Genomic DNA, 11,334 nt, shown 5'->3' on the forward strand with positions numbered 1-11,334 from the left:
AGGCGGAAGATGTTATCCAGGATCTTGGCGTTGTTCGGCTCCTGCTCGAACTTCACCAGCTGATTGTCCACGGTGTCCAGGCTCTCGCTGGTCTCCGTCAGAAACTCCCGCAACAGATCATCCATGAGCTACGCCTTACTGACCCGGGCCGCAAACGCGACGTCCGAGCCACCCTTGGCACGGACGGACGCCCTATTTTGGATCGTTAGACATCCCCTTTCACAGTCCCGTTAATTTCATCCTCCGTGCTACTACGGATTTTGAAGAGAAGTTTGCGGTTCTGCCGCGTGTTGCAGCGCTTTTCGGCAAAACCATCCCCGCGCCGCAACGGCGGGAGCCGCGCGGTAAACGAGCCACTATCGCGCGACGCGGCGTGCGAGAAAGTCCTGCTCGTGAAGAACGATAGAGGCGGTCGAGGCAAGCCGGCCGCGCCCTCGTCGCGCGAGTGCTTGGGCGTTGCCGGATCTAGGCGGTCCACGCTCGAGGTAAACGAAGCGTTACCCCGCGGGGAAAGCGGCTCGTGTCGCGCTAACCGAGCTGCACGGCCGTGGCAATGTCGGAGCGGGGGCGAGGCTCTGCCAGACAATCGTTGATGGCGGCGAGCAGCGCGTGCGGCGTGAACGGCTTGCGCAGACAGCGCGCGGCGCCGAGCTCCAGCGCCATCCGCAGGAAGTCCGGCGCGGGCGAGTCCAAATTCGCGAAGGCGTAGCCGGACATCGCGATCAGCGGAATGACCGGAGCCCGCTCGTGGAAAATCCGGATCGATTCGAACCCGCGCATGTGCGGCATGAAGATGTCGATGATCATCAGATCGAATTGCTTGTGCCCGAGGGCGCGCAGTCCGGCTTCACCACCCTCGGCGATCGTCACCCGAAAATTGTTGCGCTGGAGGTAAACCTCGATGGCCATGCACACCATCGGGTCATCGTCGACGACGAGAATATGGCGCAGATCGTCTCGCCCGGATTGAGCTTCCCGTTCCGGCGATTCAACAATCGAACCGTGGGGCACGCCTTTCTCCTTTGCTTTCGATGAGAGATGAAACTAACATTTTCGCGGACGCGGTCGAGGCGACGCGAGCCGGCCCGATGGCCAGCGCGACTGCAATGCCTTCCGGCTCCTGAGGCCCCCTTGCCGCTTTTTCCCTGCGCAATCGTTGCAGGACGGCCGCCTCGTCAACGAATCAGCGTGCGCTACTTAATTCCGCCGCAAATGAGACAGGCTGTCTGCCCTCTAACGGGTATATGGACGACACCACAACCTTTAGATTAGTATTTGCGCGCCGTGCAACTGAGTGACGAAGGCCGCCGCTCCCAGCGTCCATCGAACCCGCCGGATTAACCTGCATGACCGTGAGCGGCCGCCCGACCAACCAGCTGCTGCAACTGCTCGATGCCGCGGATTTCGATCTGCTGCGTCCGCACCTCGCGACGGTTGAAATGGTCAGCAAATCTGTCGTGGGCGAGATCGGCACTGCACCGAGACATGTCTACCTCCCGCATGGTGGATGCGTTTCGATCAGGGTGAGCCTGTCCGAAGGACAGACGATCGAAATTGCGATGCTGGGCCGCGACAGCGTCGTGGGGGCCGGTGCGGCCCTTGCCGACGGCATCTCGCCGATGGACGCAGTTGTGCTGTTCCCAGGAGCTGCTTCGGTGATCGAAATCGGAGTTTTCCGCGCGGCCGCGACCGCAAGCGCACGCCTCCGCAAGCTGATGGTCCGCCACGAGCAGGTCATGCTCGCGTATGTGCAGCAATCGCTGCTTTGCAATACGCTGCATCCGGTCGCGGCTCGGCTCGCGCGTTGGCTGCTCCGCGCCCACGACCTGTCCGACGGCCAAATCCTGCCGCTGACCCAGGAGGCGCTGGCGCAGATGATCGGCGTCCGCCGCAACGCGATCTCGCTGGTCGCGCATGCGCTGCAGCGCGCCGGCATCATTCGCTACAGCCGCGGCCAGATCGAGATCATCGATCCCAAGGCGCTGCTGGCGACGTCCTGCGGCTGCTATTCGGCGGTGAAGGCCCATCACCTGCGCCTGATGGGAGTCGTGGCGTGACGGGAGCACGATGCGATCTCTGTGTTCCGACGTGCACGCAGCGTCGGTGCATCGCCAGGGCCGGACAACTTGTCTCAATTGCCAATATATCCCGCCGCGAGGATGATGGAACTTACCCGCGCACCGCGTGAGTGCAGGCGTGCGATTCCCAGGTGCAAGGGTACGGAGGAGGCAGCTTTGGAAAGCATGGCGCGTCCGTCCAACGGTTTCCTGTCCGCACTGTCGGCAGACGATTATGAGTTGATCCGCCCGCACCTGCGAACTGTGGATCTGCCCCACGGGGCGGTGCTGGTCGAGACCGGCGAGACGCTCATGCGCGCCTATTTTCCTCACCGCGGCGTCATCTCGCTGGTGGTTGAACTGGCCAAAGGCGAGCATGTGCAGGTCGCCATGATCGGCCGCGGCAGCCTGCTCGGAACGCTCGCCATCGAGGGTGATGCGTGTGCGTTGAACACCGCCATCGTGCTGGTTCCCGGCGCCGCCTCGGTGGTGGATCTGGACCGCCTGCGCATGGCCGCCGATCAGAGCAGCGCCCTGCGCACGCAGCTTGCGCGTCACGGGCTGGCGGTCTACGCCCAGGTGCAGCAAACCGCGGGCTGCAACGCCGCTCATCCGGTGGAGTCGCGGCTGTCGCGCTGCCTGCTGCACACGCATGACATGTCGGGCGAGTCGCGTCTGCTGCTGACACAGGAGACCATGGCTCAGATGATCGGGGCCCGGCGCAACAGCGTGTCGCTGGTCGCCAACTCCCTGCAGCAGGCCAATTTCATCCACTACAGCCGCGGACACATCCAGATCACCAACCTGGACGGGCTGCGCCAGACGGCGTGCGAATGCTACGCCGCCGTGAAGGCCCAGTACGACCGGCTGCTCGGCCCGCCCTGAACGCCGCGGTCGCTTGGTAAACCGCGGGCTAATGCCGGCCTGCAAACACCAGCCATCCTGCTACCAGAACTGAAATTCGAAGGCCGTACAAACGCGACATGCCTCGCGCGGCGGCGTGCCGCGCGACACGAACCGGGATCAGGGCAGGCAAGACATGTTTGACGTCACCGTCGGGCTTGCGAACGCGATCGATGCCGAACCCGCGCGCGAGCCGCGCGCGTACGAAGCGCTGGTGCGCGAGATCGGCGAGGACGGTGCCGGCGAAGTGCGCGACGTGTTCTGGAGCGAGACCTGCGCGCGCCTGGAATCGTTCCGAACGCTCTCGCCTGCGCAGCACCACGCCAGGATCGCGCGCGAAGCACATTCTTTGAAAAGCGCGGCCGGAACGTTCGGCTATCTCAGGCTGGCAGCGCTGGCGCTCCGGCTGGAGAAAACCGCGGAAAGCCTCGGCGAGACCGAATTCCGCGCGCTGCTGGACCTGATGGATGCGGCCTACGCCGCCGCGCATGCGCAGGAGCCGCAAGGCTAGCTCGCTTGGGATGCGCGCTCGTCGCGCTGCTTCGCGTGAAAACGCTCCGAACTACTCGCGCGTGCATTCCCGCCGTACTTCTACGGTTTGCGATTTTCACAGATGGCTAATCATAGCTGGCGATAGTCCCGGAAAACCAGGAGGGTTTTCCATGTTCACCTACGAGACCGCAGACCAGAAGGAGGTTCGTCGCTTCCGGATCGCACAGTTCAACGGCCGGATGGCGACGGTGAAGGCCGGCGAGTCGACCGTGACCGGCTTCGTGCGCTCGGTGCTGGAGCAGGAATCGAGCATTCCCCCCCGCTGGACCATCACGATCATTCCGAGCGCGCCGAAGGAAGAGATCAAGCCGCTGCGTCCCACCTCGCGCGCACGTCCCTTCGCCGAAGATTATTTCTGAGCGCCACGGATTTCCCAACTTTCGAGATAGGCGTCGGGTCTCGCCCGACGGCGGGCGACGGGCCCGGCCTCAGTCGATCGAATGCAGCAGCGCCGCACGGACGAGGTCCGCGGTATTGCGCGCACCGAGCTTGCGCATCGCCTCGGCGCGATGGCTCTCGAAAGTGCGCGGACTGATCTGCATGCGAAGCGCACCCTGCTTGTTCGAGTAGCCTTCGCTGATCAGCCTCAGCACCTCGCGCTCGCGCCTGGTCAGCCGCTTCTGGCCCGACGGGCCGATCAGATTGGCGCTCGGCGGCCGCGGCGGTTGCAGCACGCGGACGGCCTTCGATTCCACTTCTTCGGACGGGCTGGGTAAGCCGCCCTTGGAGCCGCCCTTGGAGCCGCCCTTGGGCGGGCCGGCGAGCTGCTTGACCAGGCCGCAAACGCGCTCGGTCTGGGCCAGCGCGTTCTCCACCACCCGCTGCAAATAGGCGCGATCGCCGGTCGCGGGGACGAGCTGATCGCTGTGGTGCTTGATCTCGCCCATGTAGAGCAGCAGCGCGGTCAGGGGGCCATTGAGCTCGCGGGCGATGGCAGCCGCCATTTCGTCGGCCGCCTTGGCACGCAAGGCGCTCAGGCGGGCGAAATCGAGCTCTTCAGCTGAAGCAGCGCTGCTCTCGTGCCATGCCGACGGCCGCGAATCGGTGGCCGTATCATTCTGTGACCCCATGTCACTCGTTTAGCGGAACCGGGGCGGCTCTGTGATTAACTTTTTGCTCCGTATGACTACGGTGATTTAGACGGTTTTACGCTGAAATGACGACTTCGGCACAATTTGTGCTTGCGCGGTGCCGCACGCGACCATGCAGCGGTTGAGTTTTCTGCCGAAATCGTGGGGTGGGAACGGGAAAGCTCCTCGGCGAACGCCTTGCTCCGACATCCACCCCCCGGATTTTACGGATTAATTAACGGCGACTTGCTTCTCTAGGGAGGTTGAGAGCGCGCAAATGCCTCCACGCATTGGGCCCGCAAGCCCGCGGGCCACGCTGCGAAAGATTGCGTGCCATGGACGAGATCGACCGGCTATCGGAATTTCTGCAGAGGCTGACGCCGCTGTCGCGCAGCTGTCTGCTCAGCGAGCTCGAACGGCTCGAGCTGTGCGGCATCGACATGCCGGGTTCGGCCGACATCCAGGCCCGCTTGCGCGCCGAATTCCGCAAGGACGGATCGACCCAGGCGCGCGCCACCAGCCCGTCGCGCTATTTCTTCGCGCCGCTCGAGCTGCTGCTGATCGATGGCGCGCCCGAGCATGCCAACATGGGGCGGATCTCGCGCAATACCCTCACCCCGATCTGGGAATGGATCTGCCGCGACCTGCTGCCGACCATGGCGCGCGACTACATCAAGGCGATCGGCGACCAGGTCGCGGCCAACAACCCGAAGGAAGTCCAGAAGATCGCCTCGACCTTCCAGATCAAGGTCGTCAAGGTCCTCGAGAGCACCCTCGCCTCGCCCGAGAGCGCCGAATCCGCGCGCGCCAAGCTCGGGCAATATACGGCCTCGCGCACCGCCTTCGACGACGTCGTGAAGATGCTGCACGTGTTGCGCGCCGGCGATGCACTGCCGAAGTTCAACGCGAAGCTGCCCGACAAGATCGCGAAGTTCGACGACGGCCAGGTCGCTCAGATCACCGCGCAGCTCGACGCCTTCAAGAAGGCCCATCCCCAGGCGCTGCCCTTCGCGCTGGCACTGGTGGCGCGACGCCTGAGGACGTCCTGGCAATTGGTGCGGCTTGCGACCCGAGCCGCTGCGAGCAAGGCCGCCGCAGACGTCGCCGCCACCCCCTATGCCTGCGTCGTTCCCATGGTCCTCGACCGGCTCGACGACAAGCGCCTCGCGCTGCGTGTCGCACTCCGGCACAACCGGGTGCTGATCGCCCGCGACCTGCTCGCCGAAATCTACGACACCGAATATGCGCTCAAGGTCCGCATCGACGGCATCGAGCAATGCGAATGGGGCGTCCGCCTCCAGCAATTGATGGACGCGATTGCGGCGCTGGTCTCCGCAGAGGTGAGCCGCTTCCCTGCCAATGTCGGCCACATTCTCGGCTCGCGGCGGCTGCGCAGCCACGATACGCTCGGTGGCAAGCTGACCTATCTGGCCTGGAAGGGACGCGACGCGATGCAGGACGGTGCCGCGGCGTTCCGCAAATTGATCGGGCAAACCTAAAGCGTTTGAGCATGATCTTTCCGGAAAACCGCTGCACACTTTTCCGGATCATGCTCTAGACCCGGTTCGGCCACGAAAAACCGTGTGCCGCGCGGCTAGCGCGGCAGGCACAGGAAGCGATCCATGAATCGCCCTGACAGCACGAACCTGAACCACCAATACATCATTCGCCGCATCGACATAGCTGTAGTCCTCGACAGCCCTCCACCGGCTCGGGGGAGCTTTAGCGCGAGCGCGGCAACGCGCGTGTGATGTGCTTCACATTCTCGGCCGCTGGCGCGGACCCGTTGTCGCATGACCGTCACGAGCGAAAGGCGACGATGCGCGCATCGCGGGAAGACGCAAGCGTGAAAGCCGCCGCCGATTCACGTTGCGCCGGCTTCATCGCCGCCGCGGGACAACCGCGCGCGTGCACCCAAAGATTTCGTCGACAAATTAGCTCGAATTGCAGGGCTTAACGTTACTCAGATAATTCAAGAACGATGTGAAGCTCTCCTTATTTGAACCCACGCTCCGCGTTTAAGAAACCGTCACGGAACGGGAGTGGTGTACGATGAACGATGGGATGATTGAACTCGTCGGACGAAGGCCTGTGACCTTCGGACGGCGAAAGGTGACGCCGCGCGCCTGCGTGGCCGACAGCAAGCGTCACTTGCGCGCGTTCCTCAGCGAGATCCTCGAGGATCTCGGCTTCGTCACCTGCGAATGTGCCAGCGCCGACGAGCTGAAGACGGTGCTCGCGAGCGAGTTGCCGGACCTGATCCTGCTCGGCGTCGCCGCCGACGGCATCGAGCCGGGACGATTCCTCGAAGTCCTGGTGCGTGAGGCATTTGCCGGCAAGGTTCTCGCCGTCGGCGCCCGCGATTCGATCATCGTCAAGGCCGTGCGGCAGGTCGGCGACGAATATGGCCTTGCCATGCTGCCGCCGCTGACCACGCCCTTTGCCGCGGAGACGCTGCGCGAGCGCGTTGCCATGCTGCTGCCGGAGGAGCCGGCGCCGAGCCCGGCCGTGCATGTCGGCGAGGCCTTGCATGCCGGGTGGCTGGAGCTCTGGTACCAGCCCAAGATCGACGCGCGCACGCTGGTGCGCAACGGCGCCGAGGCATTGGTGCGGATGCGGCATCCGACCTGGGGCGTGGTGCCGCCGGCCTATTTCATCCCGGAGCCGCACGATCCGCATTTTCGCGAGCTGTCGGAGTTCGTGATCGATCGCGCCATGCAGGACTGGCACTATCTTCTGGAGCAGCAAAGTCCGGTCGACCTGTCGATCAATCTTCCCGCCGCTTATCTCAGGGAGCCGCAGGCGGTGCGCGATCTGTGCCGCCGCGTGCCGACGCATCCGGCCTTCGGCGGACTGACGGTCGAGATCGACAGCGAGGAGGCGATCCGCGAGCTCGATCTCCTGGCCGAGGTCGCGCGCGAAGTTGGCCTACACAATATCGGCCTGTCGATCGACAATCTCGGCGCCAACTGGCCACAGCTGATGGACCTCGACAAGATTCCCTTCGTCAAGTTGAAGGCCGACCGGCAATTCGTCACCGGCAGCGGCGGCGATCGGCTGAAGCGCACGGTGTGCCGTCACATCGTCGAGCTGGCGCAGACCTTCGGCGCGCGCGCGGTAGCACAAGGGGTCGAGAGCCGCGCCGACCTCGTCGCGGCGAGCGAGATCGGCTTCGATGTCGTGCAGGGCTTTCTGTTCGGCAAGCCGATGCCGCTAAAGAAGTTCGCACGGAGCGCGCTGACGCGCACCGTGATGGGATGAGCGCGCGCGTTCCCGGGCCTTGAGAGCTGCGTCCGTGCGATCCCTCAACTACGCCGTTGCCGCGCGGAGATCCGCCGTCGACCGCATCGTGCCTAGCTCGCCCGGCGCGCCGCTTTCGTCAGCGGAATCGAGGTGGAGCGCGAAACCGCGCGCTCCGGGAGACTCGAGCCCGGCGCGGAGCTTCATGCTCGGAATGATGTAATCGCCGCCATTCTGGCGCCGATAGGGAATCGGCAAAGTCGTCGCAAGCGTTCTCATCCGCTCGCGCAGGCGTTCGGCCGTCGCGCCGAAAGCGGCTTCATCGAATCTGTCGGCCTGATAGGCCACGAACGGCGGCAGGACGTCATAGCCGGGATAATAGAGAATGCCGTGATTGATCGGAAACAGCAGGTCGTCGATCGGCCCGTTGACCCCGCGGGCGGAATAATGGTCCTGCCAGCCGCCGGCCGTCACGATCAGCATCGCGCGTTTGCCGGCCAAGGTCCCCTCGCCGTAACGGTCGCCCCAGCGCTTGTCGCTGTGCTCGCCGACACCATAGCCGAAGCCGTAGGCGAACACGCGGTCGACCCAGCCCTTCAGGATCGCGGGCATGCTGAACCACCACAGCGGAAACTGCAGAATCAGAGCATCCGCCCACAGCAGCTTCTCGATCTCGCCCTTGACGTCGGCAGTCAGCGTGCCCGCCTCGAACGCCTGCTTGGATGCCGCGGCGACCGCGAGACGCGCATCGACCGGCAGCGACGGAAAGTCGCCGCGGTCGACCTCGGACTTCCAGCCCTCGGCATAGAGGTCGGAGACCCGCACCTCGTGCCCCTGCGCCTCGAGCTCTCTGACGGCGACATCCCGGAGCGAGCCGTTGAGCGAGCGCTGTTCAGGATGAGCATAGACGATCAACACTTTCATGTTCGGGCACCATTGGATTGAGGATTGTGGCTCGGCAGATAGCGCGGTGGCCCGCGATCCGGTAGACGTAGCCGATGGATAAGATTGTGCCGGAAAATGGATAGGCCGGAGGTTACGCTCGAGCGCATGCGCAGCTTCGTGCGCGTTGCCGAGCGCGGAAGCCTGTCCGCGGTCGCGCGCGAGCTCGGGGTCGGCCAGTCCACGGTGACGCGGCACATTCGGGAGCTGGAGCAGGCGGTCGGGGTGCCGCTGCTCACCAGGACCACGCGCAGGGTCACCGTGACGGAGGAGGGCCGCAATTACTACGCCGACTGCGTGCATGTCCTGCGTCTCGTCGAGCAGGCCGGCGACGAGGCGCGCTCGACGCGCGGCGCGCCGGCCGGAACGGTGCGGGTCTCCTGCACCGCGGCGTTCGGCGTGCTCCACGTCAGCCGCTTGATCTTCGCCTTCCAGGACGCTTATCCGGAGGTGTCGGTCGACCTCAGCCTGACCGACGAGCGGATCGACCTCGTCAGAGAGGGCGTCGATGTCGCATTGCGTTTGGGACCGCTCGCCGAAAGCTCGATGAAGCTGAAGTCCCTCGGACAGTCGCGGCGGCTGCTCGTGGCCGCACCCGGCTATCTTGCCGCGCGTGGCCGGCCTGCGCGCCCGCAGGACCTCGCCAAGCACGAGGGCGTTCGGATGTCCAACATCGCCGGCAGCGATGTCCTCGTGCTGCAGGGGCGCCGCGGCGGCCGCCATGCGATACCCTTCGAGGGGCGGCTGCGCCTGGATCACGGGCTCGCCGCGCGTGAGGCGCTCGCGGCGGGCCGCGGCATTGCGCCGGCGCATCTGTGGCTGGTCAGCGACCTGCTCGCGGACGGCAGGCTCGAACGCGTGCTGCCGGACTATTCGCCGCCGCCCGTGCCGCTGAACATGCTGATCGTGCCGGAGCGGTCCGGCATTGCGCGCGTACGCCTCCTGGTCGATTTCCTCGCCGGAGAGATCGCGCGACTACCCGGGATCGAAAGGCCCCAATCAGGGCTTTCTGTTCGGCAAGCCGATGCCGCCGAAGAAGTTCGCGAAGGCCGCGCTGACGCGAACGGTGATGGGGCAGCAGTGAGGCCTAGCGGCAGACCCAGACGCCGTTGACCAGCACGCGGACGCAGGCTGGCGCGACGACGGCGGCTCCTGCGGCTGCTGCACCGACGGCGGCGCCACCGACCACGGCACGACGCGTCGTTCGACGTGCGACGCCCGCAACACTCGCCGGCGTCGCCGGCCGGCCGACGCGGGCTTCCGCGCTCTGGATCGAGAATGAAAGCCCGTCCTCTGCCGACCACTGCACCGAGGTCAATGCTGCGCAGGCAACAACGGCGCCCGCCAACCACAATTTGGTTCCCTGTCGCATGACGTCCTCCTTCGCTTCTCATGCAGCAAAGGCAGACACTGCGCCGGGACGGGCGTTGATCTAGATCAAGGTTTGGCGGCCGCATGACAATGGCGCCAGATGTCGATCGCCCCGACCCCGCAGGAAGCGCATTGACGCGGACGGTGATGTGGCGGGTGTGAGGCGAGAGGCATCACGCAAACCGCCGCGCGAAGAAGACGCAGGCGACCACGATCGCCGTCGCGGCGATCATGCTTCCTGCGACCGGCTCGCCCAGCAGAAGACCGGCGAGCGCCAGACCGAAGAATGGCTGCAGCTGCTGCAGCTGGCCGACGCGGGCAATGCCGCCGATGGCGAGCCCGCGGTACCAGAAGATGAAGCCGACGAACATGCTGAAGACGGAGACATAGGCGAGCCCGATCCAGGCGGGCACACTGACGCCGCTCCAGACCGGCGGCCATGTCAGCACGGCGAGCACCAGCATCAAGGGCAGCGCGAGCAGCAGCGCCCAGGAGATCACCTGCCAGCCGCCGAGGCGGCGCGACAGCGCGGCGCCCTCGGCATAGCCGAGGCCGCACAGCACGATCGCGGCGACCATCAGCAGATCGCCTTGAAGCGAGGCCGCGCCGTCACCGGTGAGGGCAAAGCCGGCCACCGTGGCGCTGCCGAGCCCAGCGAACAGCCAGAACGGCGGCCGCGGCCGCTCGCCGCCGCGCAGCACGCCGAAGATCGCGGTCGCCAGCGGCAACAGGCCGATGAAGACGATGGAGCGCGCGGACGTGATGTGCTGGAGCGCGAGCGCCGTCAGCAGCGGAAAGCCGATTACGACGCCGATGGCGACGATGCTGAGCGAGGCGAGATCACGGCGCTGCGGCCGCGCCTGCCGGAGCACGGCGAGCACCGCCGCCCCGATCAGCGCCGCGATGACCGCGCGCGCCGACGTCAGGAACAGCGCCGAGAAGCCGCCGACCGCCACCCGCGTCGCCGGCAGCGAGCCGCTGAAGATGATGACGCCGAGAAGCCCGTTGCCCCAGCCGCTGGCGGAAGAGTGCATGTTGGTCTCGCTTGGTGGGGGGCGGCTGGCCTGGTGCCGTGGCGGTCGAACGCTTGGCGTTCAGCCATGGAACAACAAAGGTGCGAAAACAACCCCATGCACAGTAGACGGGGGTTGCAAGATCAATGGGTTAGGTGGGGGGCTGGACGAGGTCGGGGTCAGGTG

The 11,334-nt window shown here is 65.4% G+C and carries 12 protein-coding genes and 1 pseudogene; 8 read left to right on the forward strand and 5 right to left on the reverse strand.

Features of this window, described 5'->3' with window-relative positions; all coding sequences use genetic code 11:
- Positions 1-528 precede the first annotated feature (528 nt).
- The gene (locus tag I6F37_RS37990; RefSeq protein WP_225154107.1) at positions 529-918 is read right to left on the reverse strand and encodes a response regulator; all 390 of its coding nucleotides are present in this window, start codon (positions 916-918) and stop codon (positions 529-531) included.
- On the opposite strand from I6F37_RS37990, the gene I6F37_RS46125 reads away from it, so the two are divergent.
- From I6F37_RS46125 to I6F37_RS38015, 5 genes are all read left to right on the forward strand, one after another.
- Entirely contained in the window at positions 823-1,035 is a 213-nt protein-coding gene (locus I6F37_RS46125; RefSeq protein WP_225154108.1) for a hypothetical protein, read from the forward strand. The two genes, I6F37_RS37990 and I6F37_RS46125, sit on opposite strands and share 96 nt — an antisense overlap.
- Before the next feature lie 311 nt (positions 1,036-1,346).
- Positions 1,347-2,057, forward strand: coding sequence for a Crp/Fnr family transcriptional regulator (locus tag I6F37_RS38000; RefSeq protein ID WP_225154103.1), 711 nt, complete (start codon positions 1,347-1,349; stop codon positions 2,055-2,057).
- A 186-nt stretch (positions 2,058-2,243) separates the two neighbouring features.
- Positions 2,244-2,942 (forward strand): Crp/Fnr family transcriptional regulator, encoded by a 699-nt coding sequence (locus I6F37_RS38005; RefSeq protein ID WP_192893380.1) that lies wholly within the window; start codon positions 2,244-2,246, stop codon positions 2,940-2,942.
- Positions 2,943-3,096: 154 nt separating this feature from the next.
- Positions 3,097-3,471: an Hpt domain-containing protein gene (locus I6F37_RS38010; RefSeq protein ID WP_036008515.1), complete on the forward strand. Its 375-nt coding sequence runs from the start codon at positions 3,097-3,099 to the stop codon at positions 3,469-3,471.
- Between the two features lie 151 nt (positions 3,472-3,622).
- Positions 3,623-3,871, forward strand: a complete 249-nt coding sequence (locus tag I6F37_RS38015) for a hypothetical protein (RefSeq protein WP_036008504.1) — start codon at positions 3,623-3,625, stop codon at positions 3,869-3,871.
- Between the two features lie 69 nt (positions 3,872-3,940).
- Here I6F37_RS38015 and I6F37_RS38020 read toward each other — a convergent pair whose 3' ends face one another.
- Positions 3,941-4,582: a helix-turn-helix transcriptional regulator gene (locus I6F37_RS38020; protein WP_036008506.1), complete on the reverse strand. Its 642-nt coding sequence runs from the start codon at positions 4,580-4,582 to the stop codon at positions 3,941-3,943.
- Between the two features lie 335 nt (positions 4,583-4,917).
- Here I6F37_RS38020 and I6F37_RS38025 point away from each other — a divergent pair, with 335 nt between their 5' ends.
- Positions 4,918-6,081, forward strand: coding sequence for a hypothetical protein (locus tag I6F37_RS38025; protein ID WP_036008508.1), 1,164 nt, complete (start codon positions 4,918-4,920; stop codon positions 6,079-6,081).
- A 553-nt stretch (positions 6,082-6,634) separates the two neighbouring features.
- Entirely contained in the window at positions 6,635-7,843 is a 1,209-nt protein-coding gene (locus I6F37_RS38030; RefSeq protein ID WP_036008509.1) for an EAL domain-containing protein, read from the forward strand.
- 48 nt (positions 7,844-7,891) lie between these two features.
- Here I6F37_RS38030 and I6F37_RS38035 read toward each other — a convergent pair whose 3' ends face one another.
- The gene (locus I6F37_RS38035; RefSeq protein ID WP_225154104.1) at positions 7,892-8,746 is read right to left on the reverse strand and encodes an NAD(P)H-dependent oxidoreductase; all 855 of its coding nucleotides are present in this window, start codon (positions 8,744-8,746) and stop codon (positions 7,892-7,894) included.
- A 96-nt stretch (positions 8,747-8,842) separates the two neighbouring features.
- On the opposite strand from I6F37_RS38035, the pseudogene I6F37_RS38040 reads away from it, so the two are divergent.
- A pseudogene (locus tag I6F37_RS38040) lies at positions 8,843-9,769 on the forward strand (LysR family transcriptional regulator); the annotation flags it as partial.
- Between the two features lie 82 nt (positions 9,770-9,851).
- Here the strand turns inward: I6F37_RS38040 and I6F37_RS38045 are convergent.
- Both I6F37_RS38045 and I6F37_RS38050 read right to left on the reverse strand, forming a co-directional pair.
- Positions 9,852-10,136, reverse strand: a complete 285-nt coding sequence (locus I6F37_RS38045; protein WP_225130809.1) for a hypothetical protein — start codon at positions 10,134-10,136, stop codon at positions 9,852-9,854.
- Positions 10,137-10,308: 172 nt separating this feature from the next.
- Positions 10,309-11,169, reverse strand: coding sequence for a DMT family transporter (locus I6F37_RS38050; RefSeq protein ID WP_225154106.1), 861 nt, complete (start codon positions 11,167-11,169; stop codon positions 10,309-10,311).
- Between the last annotated feature and the right edge of the window lie 165 nt (positions 11,170-11,334).

The organism is Bradyrhizobium sp. NBAIM08 (assembly GCF_020193935.1).
GTDB lineage: Bacteria > Pseudomonadota > Alphaproteobacteria > Rhizobiales > Xanthobacteraceae > Bradyrhizobium > Bradyrhizobium yuanmingense.

Bases quoted from the DNA above. Each gene is read 5' to 3' on its own strand.
- I6F37_RS38035 (WP_225154104.1), bottom strand. From the start codon at position 8,746: ATGAAAGTGTTGATCGTCTATGCTCATCCTGAACAGCGCTCGCTCAAC.
- I6F37_RS38030 (WP_036008509.1), top strand. From the start codon at position 6,635: ATGAACGATGGGATGATTGAACTCGTCGGACGAAGGCCTGTGACCTTC.
- I6F37_RS38005 (WP_192893380.1), top strand. From the start codon at position 2,244: ATGGCGCGTCCGTCCAACGGTTTCCTGTCCGCACTGTCGGCAGACGAT.
- I6F37_RS37990 (WP_225154107.1), bottom strand. From the start codon at position 918: ATGGTGTGCATGGCCATCGAGGTTTACCTCCAGCGCAACAATTTTCGG.
- I6F37_RS38020 (WP_036008506.1), bottom strand. From the start codon at position 4,582: ATGGGGTCACAGAATGATACGGCCACCGATTCGCGGCCGTCGGCATGG.
- I6F37_RS38050 (WP_225154106.1), bottom strand. From the start codon at position 11,169: ATGCACTCTTCCGCCAGCGGCTGGGGCAACGGGCTTCTCGGCGTCATC.
- I6F37_RS38010 (WP_036008515.1), top strand. From the start codon at position 3,097: ATGTTTGACGTCACCGTCGGGCTTGCGAACGCGATCGATGCCGAACCC.
- I6F37_RS38015 (WP_036008504.1), top strand. From the start codon at position 3,623: ATGTTCACCTACGAGACCGCAGACCAGAAGGAGGTTCGTCGCTTCCGG.
- I6F37_RS38000 (WP_225154103.1), top strand. From the start codon at position 1,347: ATGACCGTGAGCGGCCGCCCGACCAACCAGCTGCTGCAACTGCTCGAT.
- I6F37_RS38045 (WP_225130809.1), bottom strand. From the start codon at position 10,136: ATGCGACAGGGAACCAAATTGTGGTTGGCGGGCGCCGTTGTTGCCTGC.
- I6F37_RS38025 (WP_036008508.1), top strand. From the start codon at position 4,918: ATGGACGAGATCGACCGGCTATCGGAATTTCTGCAGAGGCTGACGCCG.